Below are 20,785 nucleotides of genomic sequence, written 5' to 3'. Positions count from 1 at the left end.
TCAGTGGGAAAGGCCATGGTGTTTTTCCGTTCTTAGGGCGTCCAGACAGCTGCGCGCGCATATGGGCGAGGGCAGGGTTGCAAGCCGCACAGGGCCTGCAGGATCGGCGAGGAATGTTGTCGCGCCGTAGCTGTCATCGACGCGCAGCGAAACCTTCATCCGGTAACGTTCAAACCGCATCAGCTGCGGCGCGGTGATCGCCAGCGCGGCAAGCGGATCATAGATCGCCATGCCATCGCGCCCGCGTGACAGACCAATATCCAAATACCCCCCCAGAAGATCGGCGGTCAGCGGATCGCATATGGGCATATCGGCCGGTCCAAAGCGCACCTGCCTGCAAAAGCTGAGGTCTACGATATCCAAGGGCACCGCCGCGCGCACGACCTGATCCAGCGCCTCTGGGTCGGCCAGCGCGTTGAACTCCGCCATGGCCGAGTGATTGCCCGGCCCGTTACTGCCCCCCATCCATACCAGACGTGTGATCCGGGCAGCGGCTTGTGGAAAGCGTTGCACCAAAAGCGCGATATTCGTCAGGGGGCCTAACGCAAGCACCTGACGTGTGGCGGTCGGGGCCATCAACCATTGCGCCAATGCCGCCACCCCATCACGGGGGGGGGGCGCGTCGTTGGACCGGGGCAAAAAACGGCCACGGCTGGTCATCCCTTGTGGCCCAAGGATCCGTTCTGCGGTCTCTTGATCCCGGCGAAGTGGTGTGGCCGCACCCGCATAAAGCGGCGCGTCAATGCCATAGGCCAACGCCGCGCCCTGTGCATTGGCAATCACCCGATCCAACGTCGCATTGCCCGCCACCAAAGAAATTCCAGCAACCGCGCATTTTGCATGGCGCAGCAACAGCAGCGCCCACAGATCGTCAAACCCGTAGTCTGTATCGACCCACAGGCTCATGCGCGCAGCGGCCGTGCAGTTGCCTGGGGCAAATCAAATGAAAGGCTGTCGCCGATCTGCGCTTCGGGCAGGGCGATATCAGCATTGGCTTTCACCGGACCAAGCGCGCTGTCGATGACATATTCCCGATGTCCACCGGCGAAACTGCATGCGGTCACCCGGCCTTGATGCGGCCCTTGGCCCACTCTCACGCCATCTGGGCGCCACGCCAGTATCGCACTGTCCGGGCGATAGCCCAGCGGCAGGCTGCCATGATCATTTTGTACGCTATCGCCGGCCACTTTGAAGATATTCTCAAACCCCATGAATTCGGCGGCGAAGGCGGTTTCAGGCTGAGCATATAGCTGCGCGGGTGTGCCAAGCTGCTCGATTTTTCCTTGCTGCATCAAAACAATCCGATCCGCGAGCGCCAGGGCTTCGGCCTGATCATGGGTGACAAAGACCATCGTCACGCCGGTTTCTTTTTGAACGCGCTGCAATTCGGTGCGCATTTCCAACCGCAGCCGCGCATCAAGGTTCGACAATGGCTCATCAAGCAACAGCACTTTGGGGCGCATCACCAGGGATCTGGCTAAGGCCAGACGCTGTTGTTGTCCGCCCGACATCTCGGCAGGTTTGCGGCCCTCAAACCCGGACAGTCCGACGGTTGCCATGCCCTGTTCCGTGCGCGATTTGATCTCCGCTTCGGGCAATTTTTGCAACCGCAGCCCAAAAGCCACATTTTCAAACGCGTTCAGATGCGGAAACAATGCATAGGATTGGAACACCAGCCCGATGCCGCGTTTATTGGCGGCAAGGCGAGTGACATCGCGCCCATCGATATGAATGCTGCCAGAGGCGGGTGCCAACAGCCCGGCAATGGCGCGCATCGTGGTGGTTTTGCCGCAGCCCGACGGACCCAAAAGCGCGATTAGCTCCCCTTCCCGGATCGACAGGTTCAACGCAGGCACCGCGATGTTTTTGCCATATGTCAGCGTCAGATCAGTAAGTTGCACAAAGGTGTCAGACATAACGAGAAAATCCCAACAGGCGTTCAGCGACAAAAACAATAGCGAGCGACATAAAGGCCAGAAGCGCCGAAAGCGCGGCAATAGAGGGATCGAAGGTGATCTCCATATAGGCCAGCATATCAATTGGCAGGGTGCGCACGCCTGGCCCCGATAGGAACAGCGACACAGGCACCTGATTGAACGAGGTTACAAACCCAAGGATAAAGGCGGCCAGAACTCCGCCGCGGATATTGGGCAGCACGACCTTGGTAAAGGCCTGCATTCGGCTACAGCCCAGCAACACCGCCGCCTCTTCCATATCGGCCCGCAGGTTATGCATAGAGGAGGACACAACACGCACTGCATAGGGCAGCACCAGCGCGGTATGTGCCATGAACAGCGCCACGGTTACGGTCACATTCATCGGCACCACGACATAGCGCAGCAGGGCTAGGCCGACGATGATGCCGGGCACGATGATCGGGGCGGCCACGATGGTGCGGATCGTTTCTGCCCCGGGCAGGTCATACCGATTAAGTGCATAGGCGGCGGGAATACCCAACACCAGCGCGGTGATTGTGCCAAAGACCGCCAGCGCCATCGACAGCACAAAACTGGCGCGGAAGCTTTCGATGGTGAAGACCTTGGCATACCATTTCAACGACAGGCCTTCGGGCGGGAAGGCCAGGTTCGGCCCGGCAGAGGCCCCGGCCAGAATGATGATGACAAACGGGCCGATCAAGAAGATCAAGGTCAGGCCCAGGATGCCCCAATTTGCAAAATGTCGCATGATGTTAGCTCCGGGCCGTGGCGATGCGTTTCAACACCAGATTGGCGGCGAATGACATTGCGATCAGGATCATAGCGATGACACTGGCCGAGACGAAATCATTGGAAACATTTACCTTCTGATACAGCAAGGTTTCCAGCATCAGCACTTTGGACCCGCCAAGGATCGCCGGGGTGATATAGGCGGTCAACGCGCCTGTGAAGACAAGGGTGCCGCCAATCACCAGCCCCTCTTTGGTCAGCGGTAAGATCACTTTGAAAAACACGTTCAGCCAGCTTGCGCCCAAAACCCGCGCCGCAGGGATGACATCGCGGGGGATGTTTTCCATCGCAGAGACAAGGCTGATGATCATCAACGGCAGAAACAGTTGCAACAGACCAAGGAACACGGCGGTTTCGGTGAAAAGCAACCGGATCGGAGAGGCAGATAGCCCAAGCCCCACGATGGCATCATTGACGATCCCAGTGCGGCCCAGAATTACGATCCACGCATAGGTGCGCGCCACGGGTGAAATCATCAATGGTAAGACCACCATACCAAACACCGTGCCGCGTGCTTTTCCTGGCAGGTTCACAATGCAAAAAGCAGCTGCATAGCCAATGATCGCGGCCGAGCCTGCAACCAGGACGCCCAGTTTCAACGTGCGCAAAAAGACACTGCGATTGAGCGGAGAGGCGAAGAAATCAACATAGCCTTGCAGCGAAAACCCGGTGTCAGAGCGGAAGGCTTCTGACAGTAGGATTGCGACAGGGACAAGGAACAAAAGCGTTGAGAAAATCGCAGCGGGCAGCGCCAGCGCTAGCCCTTCGCGCCTATTGCGGAACATAGTGAAAGCCCCCGTTTGGGATCGGATAAAAGGCACATCTGGCGCGTTCTGGGGGGGCGGGACACCAGCCCCCGAACGCGCCAAAGGTTGTCGCTGTTACTGGATCACCTCGGTGTTCCATTGTTCGACCCATGCGGCGCGGTTATCGACAATCTCGGCTGCGGGCATGATATTGAGCGCGTTGATGACATCGGCGCCGTATGTCAGGTTTTTTGCAATCTCATCGCTGACAACCACGTCCTTATTGGCGGGGCTGTCGACCAGCATCTGTGCAACCTTGGTCTGAACCTCGGTGGACAGCCAGTAATCCATGAACTGATAGGCCAGATCTTCATTGCCGTTGTTCTTGGTCATCACCATGACATTCATACCGCCGGCCTGGCCCTCTTTGGGGGTGGCCCATGCGAAGGGCAGCGATGATTTTTCAAAACTGCCCCAAGCGAACCGGCCAACGGGTGCGGCGATGACTTCTTCTTGGTTCATCAGCTGCACCAGCTCGGATGAGCGAGAGTAGAATGTAACGATATCATCGGCATGTGCGCCGATTTCGGTGATGACGGGGGCAAGATCGGTGCCCGCGTCGAGGGCTTTGCCCAGCATCATCACGGTCAGCGGGCCTTGGGTCCCGGTGATATTGGGCAGCGCAACCTGACCAGCCAGTTCCTCACCCAGCAGATCGCCCCAGCTGTCAATTTCCACCAAGTCGGAGCGATAGACGATCGAGCTCGCGTAATAGGTGTAGCCAACCGCCATGTGATCGCCGATCGGGTCTTTGGCTGTGTCATACAGCTTGTCAAAATTTGTCAGCTTGGCCGGGTCCAACGGCGCGATCAGATCCTTACGGGCCAATGTCAGCGCGTCTTGCGTTGAAATCACGGCCATGTCGATCACCGGATCAGCGGCATTGGCTTCAATCTTTGCCATTCTTTCAACGCTATTGCCGGTTTCAACGACGACATCGCAGCCGCAGATTGCCTCAAACGGGTCATACAGCGCTTCTTTATATTCATCTTGTGCAAAGGAATAAACCGAGATGGTCAGCGTTCTATCCGCTGCCATCGCGGCAGAGCCCATAGCGCAGCTTACGGCCAGAATGGAAAGGGTGGATTTCATCGTTCAGCTCCTTGTTGGGTCGTTTTTTATCAGTCAGCGTAAGAGTGAATTGCCCGGAGGCGCCGTGGACTGGCGCTCGATCAATTGCATGGGCACAGAGAGACCATGCGGCGGCAGCTCGTGTTGGGCGATCATCTTGGTCAGCACATTCAGCGCATGTTCGGCAATGGTTGCGACATCTTGGGCGACGGTGGTCAGTGCCGGATACATCGCCAGGCCCAGGGGCAAATCGTCAAAACCAGATAGGCTGACATCGCCCGGCACAGACAGCCCCGCGCGTGTCAGGCACGAATGCGCGCTCAGCGCGAGAAGATCAGAGGTGGCCAAAACAGCCGTCGCGCCTTTGGCCACAAGCGCGGGCAGGGTGGCGATGCCTGCCTCGCCCCATGCGATATGTGGACAGATCGTATTGCCCAGCCCATCAATCATGCCACGAATACGATCACGCTGCACATCTGATACGGCATCCCCGCCCAGCAAAATCGCCTGACGGTGGCCAAGGGCTGCGATATGCGCGCCCAGCTGGCGCCCGCCGCCGATATGATCGGCCGAAACCGTGGTGCGCGGGTCAGAGGCGGTGTTGATAATAATGGTTGGTATGCTTGGCGCAGCCGGGGATGTGCCTTTTTGCGGCACGATCATCACGCCATCCACACCGCGATCCACCAAACGAGAGATCGCTTCATCTTGCCTATCGGCATCCCCGCGAGAATCCCCGATCAAAATGCCCAAGCCCCTTGCCTCGGCGGCGATGGACAGGTTTTGCGCGATGCGCGGAAACAGCGGATTGGTCAGATCAGGCATTACCAACCCCAAAATACCGCTTTGACCGGATTTCAAGGCACGCGCGGCCGTGCTGGGACGGTAGCCAAGGGCAGCCGCATGCGCGCGGATACGTGTCACCAGCTCTTGCGAGACGCGGCCCTTTCCCGTCAGCGCATTTGACACGGTGGCAATGGACACACCCATGTCATTGGCGATTTTTTGCAAACTGGCCATGTGACACTCCTTGATGGTGAAACGATTAACCTGCGCATTTTTATGCCGTCAATGACGAATTAAACGATTAATCACCGAATTCTATCTGGAATGTTTGATTGCCTGTATTTTGGGCGTCTTGGCAGTGGGGATCTGTGTCTGCACGAGAAATCAACAAACTGGCATGGTGTGGGGTGTTGGTTTTCAGGTGGCGCAGAAAATCTGACTGCCCGGTAAAATGGCAGGTCGCGGTTTCGTGATGGCGCTGACGCCGCGTTGCCTTGCGCTGCGCCATGCGGCTGTCGCCATTGTGCGAAACAGTTCCATGCGTGACGGGCTATGGCGTGACAGGCGATGCATCAGGCATCAAGAGCAAAGGAAGAAAATATGATGGGGCGATCAGATCAGGGCATGAAAATGTCACGGCGTTTCTTTTTGAATGCGTCGGCGGCTGTCGGGTTGGTGGCGGCACATCCGTTCAAAGCGCATGCCAGCGCCGGGCAGATTCATCTGCGACTGATTGAAACCACGGATCTGCATGTTGCGATTGATCCCTATGATTATTACGGCGACCGCCCGGATGACACGCAAGGCCTTGCGCGCACGGCGACCTTGATCGCAGATATTCGCGCCCAAGCTGGAAACGCCATCCTGTTGGACAATGGTGACCTGCTACAGGGCAATCCGCTGGGCGATTACATCGCGCTGCAAAAGGGTGTTGAAAGCGACGCGCATCCGATGTTTCGGGCGATGAACCTGTTAGGCTATGATTGCGCGACATTGGGCAATCACGAATTCAACTATGGTTTGGACTTTCTTCAGGCCTCGTTGAAAGGGGCGAATTTCCCATTCGTCAATGCCAATGTGGTGAAAGGCAACGCGCTGGGCGCGGATCCGTTGGACGATGACACGTTGATCGCGCCCTATTTGATTGTGGAAAAGACGCTGCTGGATGGCGCTGGCACAGAGCATTTGCTCAAGATCGGCTATATTGGCTTTGTGCCGCCGCAGATTGTGCAATGGGACGAGGCGCATCTGGCCGGTAAGGTCGTCACCCGCGACATCGTGGAAGCCGCGCAGGCCTATGTTCCGAAGATGAAATCCGAAGGGGCGGATCTGATCATTGCCCTGGCCCATACCGGGATTGATGGCGCTGAATATACACCGGGCATGGAGAACGCGGCGCTGCATGTCGCCGGGGTTGACGGGATCGACGTGGTGCTGACCGGGCATCATCACCGGGTTCTGCCCGGCCCCGACTATGCTGATATCGAAGGCGTGGACGCCAAGGCCGGCACGCTGATGGGTAAGCCTGCCGTTATGGCCGGGTTCTGGGGGTCGCATATGGGGTTGATCGACCTGATGCTGGAAAAGCGCGCTCAGGGCTGGACAATTACGCGCCACACCAGCGAAGCGCGCCCGATTTATGACCGCATTGACCGTAAGGCAGTTCCTATCGTCGATAGCACAGCTGCCGTGGTGGATGCGATTGCCGCCGATCACGCCGCAACCTTGGCCTATGTGCGCGAGGCGGTGGGCGAAACTTCGGCCCCACTTTACAGCTATTTCGCATTGGTTGCGGATGATCCTTCGGTGCAAATCGTGTCACAGGCGCAATCGTGGTATGCCGCTCAGATGTTGAAGGAAACCGCCTTTGCAGATCTGCCAATCCTGTCGGCTGCCGCACCTTTTAAATGCGGTGGCCGCGGTGGTCCGGACTATTACACCAATGTGGACACCGGCCCGGTTGCCATCAAAAACGTCGCGGATCTGTATCTGTACCCAAATACATTCCGCGCGGTAAAAGTTACCGGGGCGACGGTGCGTGAATGGTTGGAGCGCTCGGCAGGGGCGTTCAATCAGATCACGCCAGGCGCACAGGATGCGCCGCTACTAAATCCGGATTTTCCATCGTATAATTTTGATGTGATTGATGGCGTGACCTATCAGATCGATCTTAGCCAGAGCGCGAAATATGATAATGACGGCCAGATCATCAGCGACGGCGCCCGGATCGTGGATTTGATGTATCAGGGCAAACCGATTAACCCCGATCAGGAGTTCATCGTGGCATCAAATAATTACCGGGCGGGGGGCGGTGGTCACTTCCCCGGTATCGACAGTTCCAAGATTGTCTTTGAAGGACCTGACACCAATCGCGACATCATCGTGCGATTTATCCAAGATCAAGGCACGATCAACCCATCGGCAGATGGCAATTGGCGGTTCCGGCCATTGCCAGATACCAGCGTCACATTTGCGTCTGGCCCGGCGGGGCGGGATTTTATCGGCGATGTTGCGGGGGTGCAGATCAGCGATGCAGGTGATGCCGAAGACGGGTTCGCCCTATATCGGATCTCATTGTAACGTCGCGGTGGTCCGGAAGGAAGGCTTGGACGATGAAACAGGCTGTCACCCGCTATGGCAGGTGACAGCCCAGATCAGATATCAAATGCTGCCATCGGTGAATTGCAGCTTGGCCAATTCGGCATAAAGTCCGCCTTGGGCCACCAATTGGTCATGGCTGCCCTGTGCGGCAATGCGCCCATCTTCTAATACAATGATCCGGTCTGCTTTTTTCACCGTTGCCAGACGATGCGCGACGATGATCGTTGTGCGGTTGCGCGACAGTTGATCTACCGCCGCCTGCACCGCCTGTTCCGAGGCCGCATCAAGCGCCGAGGTCGCCTCATCCAGCAACAGGATCGGAGCGTCGCGCAAAATCGCGCGCGCGATTGCCACACGTTGCTTTTGCCCGCCAGATAACATCACACCGCGTTCCCCGACATAGCTGTCCATACCATCGGGCAGGGCATTCAAGAAATCCCACGCATGGGCGGCGCGGGCCGCGGCCTCGACGTCGGCATCTGTGGCGCCGGGACGGCCAAAGCGGATGTTGTCGCGGGCTGAGGCTGCGAAAATCACCGGATCTTGTGGCACCAACGCGACGGCCTTGCGGAAATCGGCACGGGCCATTGCCTTCAGATCCAGACCGTCAATCAACACGCGGCCGGTTTCAGGATCCCAAAACCGCTGAATCATCTGGATGATCGTGGTTTTGCCAGAGCCTGACGGGCCAACAATCGCCACGGTTTCGCCGGCGGCAATATCCAATGACACATGGTTCAATGCCGAGGTCTGCGGCCGCGACGGATAGTGGAATGTCACATCCTCAAATGTGATCGCGCCAAGGGCAGGATTTGGCAGTGGCATCGGATGCGCGGGGTCTGTCACCGTATCTTCGGTTTGTAGAAGTTCCACCAGACGTTCGGTGGCGCCTGCGGCCCGTTGCAGTTCCCCCCAGATTTCTGACAGCGCCCCGACAGAGCCCGCAACCATTACCGCGTAGATGACGAATTGCACCAGCTCTCCGACGGACATCATACCCATGCGAACATCGCGCGCGCCTACCCACAACACGCCAACCACACCAGAAAAGATCAAAAAGATCACGATCACGGTCATGATCGCGCGGGTTGTGATCCGGCGGCGCGCCGCGTCAAAGCTTTTCTCGGTCACGTCAGAGAAGCGCGCCTGTGTGGGGTGTTCATGGGTGAAGGCCTGAATGGTCTGCGCCGAAAGCAATGCTTCGGAGGCAGAGCCAGAGGAAGAGGCAATCCAATCCTGGTTTTCGCGCGACAGCCCCCGCAAGCGCCGCCCCAAAACAACAATCGGGACGATAACCGCAGGCACGATCAGTAGCACCAGCCCCGTCAATTTGGCAGAGGTGAACAGCAACATCGCCAATCCGCCTAGGAAGATCAGCATATTGCGCAGTGCCACCGATACGGATGACCCGATCACCGATAGGATCAAGGTTGTGTCCGTGGTGATGCGTGAGATGATTTCGCCGGTCAGGATTTTCTCGTAAAAGGCAGGGGACATCGCGATGACACGGTCAAAAACTGCCTTGCGGATATCGGCCACCACACGTTCTCCGAAGCGTGTCACCAGCGCATAGCGCGCGCCCGTTCCAACCGCCAAAAGCGCGGTAATCACCAAAGCTGCGCCAAAATATTGGTCCAGCAATTCGGCCCCTTGTTGGAACCCATCGACCACACGGCGCACTGCCAGCGGCAAGATCAATGAGATGGACGCGGTCAGCACAAGCGCCATGATCGCGGCAATGGCCAGCCCTTTATAGGGGGCCACAAAAGGCGCCAACCCTCGTAGCGCCCCGATTTTTTTCGTCGTGGGTCGGTCTTCCAACTGCGATTGCGGTCTGCGGGCCATAGGTCCCCCTTTGGAATTCTCTTCCCGTTTAGGGGCGCGCCTTATGTGGGGCAAGCCAAGATTGCATCAAAAATTGCGGCGCTTGGTCGCGTATTGGGGGACTTTAGTGCTATAGCCCGGGGACTGGGAACGGCACAAACCACTGCATCAGGGGCAGATACGGTAGAAATAACCTTGGCCGGTGATGCATAGTGGGGGCAGGCAAGGCCCAGGTGCGACCTGCGGTGACGGATGACAAAGGCAATGAAATGATGTCGAATATGCAGGGCGGTAAGGCGCACAGCAGCGCGGGCGGCGCAAGCCATTATGAACAGACGATGCCGTCAGAGGCGCTGGCCCGCCACGATGCCTTTATGAACCGCGAAGCCCCTGCCACCCATAGCGATTGGTTGCAGGTGGATAGCTACAAGGCGCGGATCGAACCGGTCGACGCGTCCAAGGTCGCCTTGTTGCACGAGCTGACCGTCAGCGTGTTCTGGCCGCATCGGGTGCATGATCTGGAGCTGATCGTCGAACAGGGACGAGGGTTTGTGGCGCTGGATGAGATTAATCGCCCGCTGAGTTCCGTGATGCAATTCCCCCATGGTGATGATTTTGCCATGCTGGGAATGATGGTCACGACGCCGCGATTGCAAAGCTATGGCTCGGGTAGCCGGTTGCTGCGCCGCGTGATGCAAGACAATCTGGGCAAAGACATGCGGCTGAGCGCGACGCGCTCTGGCTATCGTCTGTATGAAAGCGCGGGTTTCGTGCCGGTTGGCCGGGTGTGGCAGCATCAGGGACTTGTGCGACCGATACGCCCGCCAACCGCGGCTGAAAATGTGGTCGTGCGCCCCATGCAAGCGGCAGATCGCGCTGCGATACATGGGTTGGATCTGGGGGCCTATGGTGCCGCACGCACGGGTCTGCTGGACCGGTTGATCGCGCTTTCTGAATGTGTGGTGGCCGAACGTGACGGGGTGATCTGTGGCTTTGCAATGCTGCGGCAATTTGGCAAAGGGCAGGTGATCGGGCCGCTGGTGGCCGATGATGACGCTTTGGCGATGCAGCTGTGCGCGCCGTTCTTGCAGCAAAGCGAGGGGCGCTTTGTGCGCTTTGACCTTGCGGTGCAAAGCGAGCGTTTCGCAGCCTTTCTCGCAGCAGCGGGTTTGGGCAGCTATGACACCGTCACGGAAATGCGCTTTGGCCGGTTGCGCCGCGCCATGTCGGGGGCGCAAACTTATGGTTTGGCGTCACAATCCTTGGGATAGGTGGTTGCCGGGATGGGCCGTTGGATGACAGGGGTTTATCCCCCCTGTCATCGGCTTGGGTATTGGTATCTTTTTCGCGTCTGCGTCAGGAAATCCGATCCTTTAGCCCGAACCACAGACCCACCATCGGCAAGAACCAGGGCTTGCCGCTGAATAAGGGCACGGCGGGCCAGTCCATATCGGCAAGTGGGTTTGTATCCGTGCGACCCATCGCCAGATCGGCAAGCACCTGCCCGATCAAGGTCGACATTTGTGCCCCATGGCCGGAATAGCCCATGCCATGGATCATGCCATCTGCCTCGCCCGCGCGGGGGAAACGGTCTTTGGTCATCCCTACCAATCCGCCCCAGCAATAGTCGATTTCTACCTTCGCCAGATGTGGGAACATCTGTATCAAAGAGGCGCGTAGGATCTCACCGGATTTCGCATCCGAGCGTTGATCAGATGTTGCAGAAAACCGCGCCCGCCCGCCGAAAATCAACCGCCGATCTGGCGACAGCCGGAAATAATTCCCGATATTCATTGAGGTGACATAGGTGCGATTGCCCGGCACCGCGGCCGCGATTTCGGCATCGGTCAACGGGCGGGTGGCAATGATAAATGACCCGACCGAGATGATGCGGCGGCGAAAATACCCCAAGGGGGCCGATTTCACCTGTGAGGAATAGGCGCCGGTAGCCACGATAACGCGGTCCGCTTGCACGGTGCCACGGGGGGTGTCGATGCGCCAACCCATACCATTGCGGCTGCGCCCCGTTACAGGCGCTTGTTCCCAAATGGTCGCGCCGTGGCGCACCGCAGCGCAGGCCAGCCCATGCACATATCGGCCCATATGCATCATCGCGGATTTGCGATACAACATGCCGCCGTAGAACGTATCGGACCCGATTTCGCCTGACAGTTCATCGGCCTTTAGGAACTGCGTATCGGAGTCAACCTCTGCGTGGATGAGTTCAAAATTGGCGCGAAGCCCGGCAACATGGCCGGGCTTCATCGCCAGCTTGAGCTTGCCAGAGCGGCGGAAATCGCATGCAATCCCTTCTTCGGCGATGACATCTTCGATCATATCGATTGATCGGTCATAGGCTTTATACAGCTGATATGCGCGCTGGGCGCCCAGATGGGCTTTGGCATCGGCATAGCCATGCGCGATCCCATTGTTCAGATGCCCGCCATTGCGCCCCGATCCGCCCGCGCCGATATGCGCCGCCTCTAGGACTGCGACGCGCACGCCGTCACGGGCCAGTTTACGCGCAGCGTTCAGACCGGTGAACCCCGCGCCAATGACAACCACATCAAATGTGCCCGACACAGGCTGCGTTTGCGCAAGGTCGAATACGGGGGCGGTGTCATGCCAGTAGGAAAGATATTGCATCGCAGTTTCCGTTCGTTACAGCCCGACCACGCCTGCCAAACCAGATATATCGGCAATTTCGGTATAGCCGTAATAGGGGTTGGCAGGTTCATGACCGCGGTTGACCCAGACCTTATTTTTGATTCCCAGATCATGCGCCGTCATCAGGTCATAGCGGAAGCTTGATGAGACATGCAGAACGTCTTCAGGGCCGCAGCCCAGCGTATCAAACATATACTCAAATGCGCGCATCTGGGGTTTGTAGGCGCCAGCACTTTCTGCTGTTAGCACATGGGCGATTGGCGCGCCGAGTTTGGCGATATTATGTTTGATCTGGTCATTCATCGAATTGGTCAGGGCGACCAGTGGAATGTCAGACGCGACCTTGGCCAAACCGGCTGGCACATCGGCATGTGGTCCCCATGTTGGGACACGGTTGTAAATATCCATGGCAACATCAGGATCGAAGGCCACGCCGTTGCGTTTGCAGGTGCGTTCCAGCGCATTATGGACGATCTGCGCATAGGGTTTCCACGCACCAAGGACCTCATCCAGGCGATAGGCCGAAAAATCCTTGATAAAGCTATCCATTTGAGCGGGCGACAGTTGGCCGGCGTAATGGTGACGCGCGGCGCCCGCCATATCAAATAGGATCATCGTGCCATGGCAGTCAAAGGTGATAAATTTCGGACGGAATGTCATCTGCGTCTCCGGTGGGTCTGTTACAGGGACATCGTCGCGCCGAAGCGGCGACACAGCTTGCCGCATCTGGGGATTTTGGCGCAGGAAATTGCGAAAGCTGCGCGGTGGGCAGCAGGGCATGCCGTGGTGGCAGTATCTTCGGTGCCGATGACTGCGCCGGGTGGGGAAGGATTGGTGCAGATCATTTGATTGCAAAGGAACCGCCCTGATGACCTGCCTGAAACCTGTTGATACCGCGCCCAGTTTTCCCCCTGTGACGGCGGTTGCCGCGCCAGATCGCCTGATTGCGGGCGCGCCTGAATTTCAAACATGGGAGCTGGACACAGCGCTTGCACAGGCCGCGCAATGGGGCAAAATTCGTACCGGGATATGGGAGGCAACACCAGGCACCACACGGTCAATCAAAGGCGATACCTTTGAATTTTGCCATATCTTGTCCGGTGTTTGCGAGATATCGGAAGAGGGCGGCGCCACCCATCGTTTTGTCTCAGGCGATAGTTTTGTGATGAAGCCGGGCTTTGTCGGACAATGGAAAACGCTGCAGACCTTGCGCAAAATCTTTGTCATCGCGTCCTGAAAGGGGGGGATCATGACCCAGACATATACAGCAGCGCAAATGTTAGATCGTCTGGTAGGGTTTGCCAGTGTGGTCGGCCAGCCTAATGGCCATATCGTCGACTTCATCCGCGAATATCTGACCGGTCATGACATAACCTGTCATGTGATTGCAGGTCCTGAGGGTGACCGATCTAATCTATTTGCAACGATTGGGGATGGGGCGCGTTCGGGATATGTGCTGTCCGGCCATTTGGATGTGGTCCCGGCGGGCGAGCCCGAATGGCAGGCCGATCCGTTCGTGCTGCGCCAGTCCGGTGATCGGCTGATCGGGCGCGGCGCATGTGATATGAAAGGATTCGTGGCCGCAGTTCTGGCGATGGCGCCCCGGCTTGCGGCATTGGATCTGCGCGCCCCGATCCATATTGCGCTGTCGTATGACGAAGAGGCCGGATGTATCGGCGTGCCGCATCTGCTATCGGCCCTGCCTGATCTATGCGCCCCGCCATTGGGGGCCATTATCGGAGAGCCCTCGGGCATGGTCCCGGTCTTGGCGCATAAGGGCAAAGCTGCGCTGCAATTGGTGGCGCGCGGTCAGTCCGGCCACAGCTCTCGACCTGATCTGGGGGCGAATGCGATTCATGCGCTTTTGCCGGCCCTGTCGGCGGCGGCGGCACAGGCGCAAGACCTGATGTCCGGGCCAAATGATGACCGTTTTGCGCCGCCATGGTCCTCGGTGCAGATTGGAACGGTCAGCGGGGGACAGGCGGTCAATATTATCCCCGACCGGGTCTGCGCGCAGCTGGAAGCCCGCGCGATTGCAGGCGTGGATCCGCGCGACCTGATGGCACCGATTTTGGGGGCATGTGGCGTGACAGTGCAGGCGCAGTGGCTGTCGACCTATCCGGCCCTGGCGCTGGATCCGACGCATCCTTTGGCTGATCTGACCGCGCGATTGTCGTGCAACGCGCCTTTGGGGGCGGTCAGCTATGGCACCGAGGCGGGGTTGTTCCAGCAGGCGGGCGTGCCTGCGATCATCTGCGGCCCCGGGGATATTGCCCGTGCCCATCGGCCCGAGGAATATCTGACCCTAGCCGAGCTGGAGGCTGCCGCGCAAATGGTATTGGCGCTGGGCGCGCATTTGCAGAATTAACGCGGCAGATCCTGCTTCGACCTGCCGTAGATGCAACGCAAACTGCTGCGCGGTGAGGCGAACAAAATGATCCTGCTGTGCTGTCATGCCTAACGTGGGGCACAACCGGAATGGATATAATAATGACTGCTGATGTTTCCCGCCCTCCGTCCCCGTCCACACAGACCTCCCCCGAGACGCTGTCACTGGTGGCGTTTACCGCTGATCATATTTCGGGGGCGCACAGGCTGAGCCAGGCTGCGGGCTGGCCGCACCGTCCGCAGGATTGGGAGCTGTTGCTGGGCACCTCTGTCGGGGTGGTCGCCTTATCGCGGGGTCAGGTGGTGGGCACCGCCCTTTGTTCTCTGTTTGGGGATGTGGCGGCGTTGAACATGATCATTGTCGATGAGCAGATGCGCGGGCGCGGTTTGGGGCGGCGCCTGATGACTGAGGTGATTGCTTTGGCGCAATCGCGTGAGATGCGGCTATGTGCAACCACCGACGGGCTGCCGTTATATCAAAAGCTTGGCTTCGTTAAGACAGGGACGGTTATGCAGTTTCAAGGCATAGCCAAGGCGGGCACGCCCGCGCATCGCATAGAACTTGGTACCGCTGCGGATATCGCAAAACTGGCCCAGATGGATCACGACAGCAACGGTATGGACCGCCACGGGCTGTTGATGCAAATCGCGCAAGATGCCCGGATCTTGCTGGCCCAGAACGGGTTCGCTTTGGTGCGCCCCTTTGGCCGGGGCTATGTGGTCGGGCCAATCGTCGCGTCCGATTGCACTGTGGCGCTGTCGCTGTTGGCGCAGGCCGGCACGCTGTGCGCGGGGCAGTTTTTGCGCGTGGATATGGCACCCAATGCCGCAATGGAACAACAGGCCGTGGGGCTGGGTCTGGACTATGTGGGCGGTGGCACAACGATGGTCCATTCGGCCAGGCCGCGCCCGGTCAGCGCCTTTACAACCTATGCCATTGCCGCGCAGGCGTTGGGCTGAATGACGGAGAAGACGATGCAAAATTCCCTTATTGAGCTGGATCGCCAGCACTTAATTCATCCGGTATCCTCGTTCCAAGGGCACGAGGCGCGCGGCGTGCGGGTTTTGACCTCGGCCAAGGGCGCGACGGTGACAGATGCCGAAGGTCGCCAGCTGTTGGATGGTTTTGCCGGGCTTTGGTGTGTGAATGCCGGATATGGTCATGAAAGCGTGGTGCAAGCCGCGGCCGCGCAAATGCGGACCCTTCCCTATGCCACGGGCTATTTCGATCTGGGCGCAGAAGCGCCGATCAAGCTGGCTGCCGCGCTGGCAGAGCGGTCGCCGGGGGATCTGAACCATATCTATTTCTCATTAGGGGGGTCGGATGCGGTCGACAGCACGATCCGTTTTATCCGCTACTATTGGCATTCCAAAGGGCAGCCGGGTCGGGATCAGTTCATCTCGGTCGCGCAGGGGTATCATGGCTCGACCACAATGGGCGCGGGGCTGACCGCATTACCGGGCTTTCACGAAGGTTTCGGCGTGCCCTATGATTGGCAGCATAAAATTTCGTCGCATTATACCTATCGCAACCCCGTGCAGGGAGATCAGGCGATCATTGATGCCTCGGTCGCTGAGCTGCGCGCCAAGATCGCCCAAATTGGCGAGGACCGTGTTGCCGCCTTCTATGTGGAGCCGATCCAGGGCTCAGGCGGCGTATTGGTGCCGCCGAAAGGCTGGATCAAAGCGATGCGTGACACTTGCGCGGAATTTGACATCCTATTTGTGGCCGATGAGGTGATCACCGGGTTTGGCCGCACGGGCCCGATCTTCGCCTGCGAAGACGAAGGGATCGTGCCTGACCTGATGACTACGGCGAAGGGCCTGACCTCGGGCTATGTGCCGATGGGGGCGGTGTTCATGCGCGACCATGTCTATGAAACCATTGCCGAAGGGGCAGGGGCCAAGGCGGTGGGTCATGGGTTTACCTATTCGGCGCATCCGGTTTCGGCGGCCGTCGCGATAGAGGTGCTGTCGCTATATGAGGGCGGATTGTTTGAAAACGGCGTGAAGGCGGGCAAGCGGTTGATGGACGGGCTGAATGAACTGCGCGATCATCCGTTGGTGGGTGATGTGCGCGGGCGTGGTATGTTGGCTGCGGTTGAATTGGTGACGGATAAGGAGAAAAAGACCCCGCTTCCGGCCTCGGTTCAGCCGGCGACGCGGCTGTTTGACCGCGCCTGGGAGCAGGGGTTGATCATCCGATCCTTTGCGCAGGGGATCTTTGGCTATGCACCGCCACTGTGTTGCACGCAGGCCGAGATTGACCAGATCGTCGCGCGCACGCGCAAGGTGCTGGACCTAACATTGGAAGATGCGGATGTGCGCAAGGTGTTGGCATAATGGCGTTATTATTCATGTCTTTGGCGGAACGCGGCGCGGTTTGGGCGCGTGTTTTTGAACAGGCCAATGAACGTTTCATTCTGGGCGAGGACGCCGTGACTGATCCTGCCGAGGTGACACATCTGGCCTGTTGGCAGCCACCGGCCGATCTGACGGTCTATCCGAATTTGCAGGCGGTGATCAGCGTCGGCGCGGGGGTCGATCAGATGCCCGCCATGCCACCCGGTGTTACCCTGTCGCGCACCATCGCACCAGGAATTGAGGAAATGGTGCGTGATTGGGTCGTGATGGCCAGCCTGATGTTGCACCGCGATATGCCGCAATATCTGGAACAGGCCGGGCGCGGCGAATGGTCGGCCAAGGGCGTGACCTTGGCACGCAAACGCCGGGTTGGGATCATGGGTATGGGCCGGATCGGGCGTTTGGCGGCAGCCAGCCTGTCGGCAATGGGTTTCAATGTTGTGGGATACAGCCGCTCTGGGACGCCGGTGGATGGGTTGAACGTTTTTGGCGCCGATCAACTTGGCGACTTTCTGGCCCAAAGCGATCTTCTGGTGTGCCTGCTGCCACTGACCCCCCAAACCGAGGGGATGATGGATGCGGCATTTTTTGCGCAATTGCCGCAAGGCGCGCTTTTGGTCCACGCGGGCCGGGGTAAGCAGCTGGATATGGCGGCATTGCGCACAGCATTAGATGCCGGGCAGATCGGCGCGGCGATGCTGGATGTGACCGAACCAGAGCCTTTGCCCAACGATCATTGGGCGTGGTCAGACCCGCGCGTGGTGATTACGCCGCATGTCGGATCCTCCACCGATCATGAGGAAGGGGCACGCCACGCCCTTGCTGTATTGGCTGCAAGCCGATCTGGCCTGCCAATCCCTGGCGAAGTCGACCAACAGCGCGGCTACTGAAACGCGGCGGGTTTTGGGCACGGTTAGATATGCCGCAAAGCCGGCTGAAATTAAGAATAATCTGCCGTAGCAGTGCCAGATTTGGCGTTTCGCAAGCCGTTTTTGGCGTCAAGCTGACAGACATAAGGGCGATATGGCGCGCTAAGGGAGCAATCCCCAAGGTCCCAAGTACCGCCAAATATTTCGCTGCACATGGGTGTGGCCCGGATGAAAGGACGGTCGCAATGGCGACGAAGACTGCTGTGAAACCCCTGACCGCATTTACCTATGTCAGTTTTGATGTGGTCGGCACGTTGATTGATTTTGAAGGTGCAATCAAAGAGGGGCTGGCCACGATTGCAGCCCAAGCCGGGGTGGCACTGGATGGTGAGGCCGCATTGGCCGTGTATCGTGACGCGCGGTATGAACCTGACGCCGGGCTGTTTCCCGATGATTTGGGGCGCTGTTATGGGCGCATTGCGGCGGCGTTGGGCTTGCCTGACACCGAAGACAATCGGCAGTTCATGATCACAACCGTGGGCGAGGCCAAGCCATTCCCCGACAGTGTGGAGGCAATGGCGCGCCTGAAAACCCATTACAAGCTGATCGCAATGACCAATGCGCAGCGCTGGGCCTTCGACAAATTCGCCGCCAAGCTGGGCAATCCGTTTTGGGCGGGGTTCACCACAGATGATACGAAATGCGAAAAGCCTAATCCGGACTATTTCCAACAGGTCTTTGCCTATGTCGAGGCCAATGGCGGTACGAAGGCGGATATATTGCACACCGCCCAAAGCCAATATCACGACATCGGGATTTCGCGCGCCCTGGGTATGACCAATGCCTGGATCCAACGCCGCCATGCTCAGGCGGGTTACGGTGGCACGATTGCCCCGAAGGAATTCACCCAGCCCGACTATCATTTCCACGCGTTGATTGAGCTGGCAGAGGCCGCCGACGCTGAATTTACCAAATAATGCCATGCGCTTAGGCGGCTTAAGACCGCCAGGCGCATTTTTCACCAACACGGGAGACAGACAATGACCAAAACACCGAATAATTGGACAGGTCGCGATGACGCGATGGTCGAGACCATGATCCGCGGCGGTGCATCGCGCCGGGATCTTTTGAAAATGCTGATGGCCTCTGGCGTGGGTGCGGTGGCGGGGGGCTCTGTCTTTATGCGCGCGGGTGCGGCTGTGGCAGCCACGCCGGTCAGCGGCGGCAGCCTGCGTGCGGCAGGGTGGTCTTCGTCCACCGCAGATACGCTGGACCCGGCCAAGGCATCACTGTCAACCGACTACGTCCGCTGCTGTGCATTCTATAACCGCCTGACATTCCTGGATGAACATGGGCAGGTGCAGATGGAGCTGGCGCAAAGTGTCAGCTCGGATGATGCGCAGACGTGGGAAGTGGCGTTGAAGCCGGGCGTGCTGTTCCATGACGGTCATACGCTGAATGCAGATGATGTTGTTTATTCGCTTAAGCGCCACCTGGATGAGTCTGTCGGGTCAAAGGCCAATTCCATCGCCAAACAAATGACCGAGATTTCCAAGCTGGACGATCTGACGGTGAAAATCGTTTTGGAGACACCGAATGCGGATTTGCCAACCATCTTGGCGCTGCATCATTTTATGATCCTTGTTGATGGCACGACAGATTTCTCCAAGGCCAATGGCACCGGTGCGTTCATCTGCGAAGTGTTTGAACCCGGTGTGCGGTCAATCGCGGTGAAAAATCCGAACTATTTCAAAGATCAAGGCGCCTATCTGGACAGTTTTGAATTCATCGCTATCACCGATAACAATGCCCGTGTGAACGCACTTTTGTCCAATGACATTCAATTGGCGGCGGCGGTCAACCCGCGCTCGGTTCGGATGTTGGACGGCCAAGACCATGTGCGCACCTCGGTTTCCACCTCCGGTAATTACACCAATTTAAACATCCGTTTGGATATGGAGCCGGGCGCGAAATTTGATTTTGTCGAGGGGATGAAATCACTGATCAACCGTGAGATGATCCAGAAATCCGTTCTGCGTGGGTTTGCTGAAATTGGGAATGATCAACCGGTGTCTTCGGCCAACCGCTATCACAACCCAAACCTTGCGCCACGTGCCTTTGATCCTGAGAAAGCGAAATACCATTTTGAAAAGGCAGGGCTGTTGGGGGCTGAGATCCCGATGGTGGCATCGGATGCAGCCGGCAGTTCGATTGATATGGCAACGGTGATGCAACAGGCGGGCCGTGACATTGGGATGAACCTGTCAGTGGATCGTGTGCCATCGGACGGTTATTGGTCGAATTACTGGCTGAAAGCGCCGGTGCATTTCGGTAATATCAACCCACGACCAACGCCCGATATCTTGTTCTCATTGCTGTATTCTTCCGATGCGCCGTGGAATGAAAGCCACTATAAATCCGACAAGTTCGACAAGATGATGCTCGAAGCCCGTGGTGCGCTGGACGAAGACAAGCGCACAGCAATGTATTGGGATATGCAAGAGATGATCGCGAATGAGGCGGGCACGATTATCCCGGCCTATATTTCGAATGTTGATGCGGTCAGTGCCAAATTGGGCGGGCTGCGGCCAAACCCATTGGGCGGCATGATGGGCTATGCCTTTGCAGAATATGTCTGGTTGAACGCCTGATATATCGGTTTGGGCGGGTCGTTCGGACCCGC

Annotated in this window: 18 protein-coding genes; 9 read left to right on the top strand and 9 right to left on the bottom strand. The window is 58.1% G+C overall.

Translation table 11 applies throughout. The features are described 5' to 3' along the window. The 6 genes from BFP70_RS18295 to BFP70_RS18270 form a co-directional block, all read right to left on the bottom strand. Positions 1-906, bottom strand: a complete 906-nt coding sequence (locus tag BFP70_RS18295; protein ID WP_066013238.1) for a nucleoside hydrolase — start codon at positions 904-906, stop codon at positions 1-3. Next, positions 903-1,916, bottom strand: a complete 1,014-nt coding sequence (locus tag BFP70_RS18290) for an ABC transporter ATP-binding protein (protein WP_066013237.1) — start codon at positions 1,914-1,916, stop codon at positions 903-905. The genes BFP70_RS18295 and BFP70_RS18290 overlap by 4 nt, the downstream gene beginning before the upstream one ends. Next, positions 1,909-2,685 (bottom strand): ABC transporter permease, encoded by a 777-nt coding sequence (locus BFP70_RS18285; protein WP_066013234.1) that lies wholly within the window; start codon positions 2,683-2,685, stop codon positions 1,909-1,911. The genes BFP70_RS18290 and BFP70_RS18285 overlap by 8 nt, the downstream gene beginning before the upstream one ends. 4 nt (positions 2,686-2,689) lie before the next feature. Next, on the bottom strand, positions 2,690-3,511 hold the full coding sequence (locus BFP70_RS18280; RefSeq protein WP_066013231.1) for an ABC transporter permease: 822 nt from the start codon (positions 3,509-3,511) through the stop codon (positions 2,690-2,692). A 96-nt stretch (positions 3,512-3,607) separates the two neighbouring features. Then, positions 3,608-4,624, bottom strand: coding sequence for a PotD/PotF family extracellular solute-binding protein (locus BFP70_RS18275; RefSeq protein ID WP_066013229.1), 1,017 nt, complete (start codon positions 4,622-4,624; stop codon positions 3,608-3,610). Between the two features lie 33 nt (positions 4,625-4,657). Beyond that, positions 4,658-5,623, bottom strand: a complete 966-nt coding sequence (locus BFP70_RS18270; RefSeq protein ID WP_066013227.1) for a LacI family DNA-binding transcriptional regulator — start codon at positions 5,621-5,623, stop codon at positions 4,658-4,660. 366 nt (positions 5,624-5,989) lie between these two features. Here BFP70_RS18270 and BFP70_RS18260 point away from each other — a divergent pair, with 366 nt between their 5' ends. Further along, positions 5,990-7,969, top strand: coding sequence for a bifunctional 2',3'-cyclic-nucleotide 2'-phosphodiesterase/3'-nucleotidase (locus BFP70_RS18260; RefSeq protein WP_369820224.1), 1,980 nt, complete (start codon positions 5,990-5,992; stop codon positions 7,967-7,969). Positions 7,970-8,050: 81 nt separating this feature from the next. Here the strand turns inward: BFP70_RS18260 and BFP70_RS18255 are convergent, their stop codons facing one another. Beyond that, positions 8,051-9,835, bottom strand: a complete 1,785-nt coding sequence (locus BFP70_RS18255) for an ABC transporter transmembrane domain-containing protein (protein ID WP_066013224.1) — start codon at positions 9,833-9,835, stop codon at positions 8,051-8,053. A gap of 248 nt (positions 9,836-10,083) precedes the next feature. Here BFP70_RS18255 and BFP70_RS18250 point away from each other — a divergent pair, with 248 nt between their 5' ends. After that, positions 10,084-11,085 (top strand): GNAT family N-acetyltransferase, encoded by a 1,002-nt coding sequence (locus BFP70_RS18250; RefSeq protein WP_176715603.1) that lies wholly within the window; start codon positions 10,084-10,086, stop codon positions 11,083-11,085. Positions 11,086-11,170: 85 nt separating this feature from the next. Here the strand turns inward: BFP70_RS18250 and BFP70_RS18245 are convergent, their stop codons facing one another. Both BFP70_RS18245 and BFP70_RS18240 read right to left on the bottom strand, forming a co-directional pair. After that, complete coding sequence (locus BFP70_RS18245; RefSeq protein WP_066013222.1) at positions 11,171-12,460, bottom strand: FAD-binding oxidoreductase; 1,290 nt, start codon at positions 12,458-12,460, stop codon at positions 11,171-11,173. Positions 12,461-12,475: 15 nt separating this feature from the next. Then, positions 12,476-13,141, bottom strand: a complete 666-nt coding sequence (locus BFP70_RS18240; RefSeq protein ID WP_066013220.1) for a haloacid dehalogenase type II — start codon at positions 13,139-13,141, stop codon at positions 12,476-12,478. A 208-nt stretch (positions 13,142-13,349) separates the two neighbouring features. On the opposite strand from BFP70_RS18240, the gene BFP70_RS18235 reads away from it, so the two are divergent. The 7 genes from BFP70_RS18235 (at position 13,350) to BFP70_RS18205 (ending at position 20,753) form a co-directional block, all read left to right on the top strand. Then, positions 13,350-13,718 (top strand): cupin domain-containing protein, encoded by a 369-nt coding sequence (locus BFP70_RS18235; protein ID WP_066013218.1) that lies wholly within the window; start codon positions 13,350-13,352, stop codon positions 13,716-13,718. Between the two features lie 12 nt (positions 13,719-13,730). Next, positions 13,731-14,849 carry an acetylornithine deacetylase gene (argE, locus tag BFP70_RS18230; protein WP_066013216.1) on the top strand — a complete coding sequence of 373 codons (1,119 nt, stop codon included), beginning with the start codon at positions 13,731-13,733 and terminating at the stop codon, positions 14,847-14,849. A 122-nt stretch (positions 14,850-14,971) separates the two neighbouring features. Next, positions 14,972-15,829 carry a GNAT family N-acetyltransferase gene (locus tag BFP70_RS18225; RefSeq protein ID WP_066013214.1) on the top strand — a complete coding sequence of 286 codons (858 nt, stop codon included), beginning with the start codon at positions 14,972-14,974 and terminating at the stop codon, positions 15,827-15,829. 15 nt (positions 15,830-15,844) lie between these two features. Continuing rightward, the gene (locus tag BFP70_RS18220) at positions 15,845-17,212 is read left to right on the top strand and encodes an aspartate aminotransferase family protein (RefSeq protein WP_066013212.1); all 1,368 of its coding nucleotides are present in this window, start codon (positions 15,845-15,847) and stop codon (positions 17,210-17,212) included. Then, positions 17,212-18,123, top strand: a complete 912-nt coding sequence (locus tag BFP70_RS18215; protein WP_066013210.1) for a glyoxylate/hydroxypyruvate reductase A — start codon at positions 17,212-17,214, stop codon at positions 18,121-18,123. The genes BFP70_RS18220 and BFP70_RS18215 overlap by 1 nt, the downstream gene beginning before the upstream one ends. A gap of 224 nt (positions 18,124-18,347) precedes the next feature. Beyond that, entirely contained in the window at positions 18,348-19,079 is a 732-nt protein-coding gene (locus BFP70_RS18210) for an HAD-IA family hydrolase (protein ID WP_066013208.1), read from the top strand. Between the two features lie 63 nt (positions 19,080-19,142). Continuing rightward, a complete protein-coding gene (locus tag BFP70_RS18205; RefSeq protein WP_066013205.1) occupies positions 19,143-20,753 on the top strand; it encodes an ABC transporter substrate-binding protein in 1,611 nt (536 codons plus the stop codon). Positions 20,754-20,785 lie beyond the last annotated feature (32 nt).

It is taken from the genome of Thioclava sp. SK-1 (genome assembly GCF_001705665.1).
Lineage (GTDB): Bacteria > Pseudomonadota > Alphaproteobacteria > Rhodobacterales > Rhodobacteraceae > Thioclava.
The sequence above is the reverse complement of the archived record's forward strand: the minus strand, read 5'-3'. Positions and strand labels throughout refer to the sequence as shown.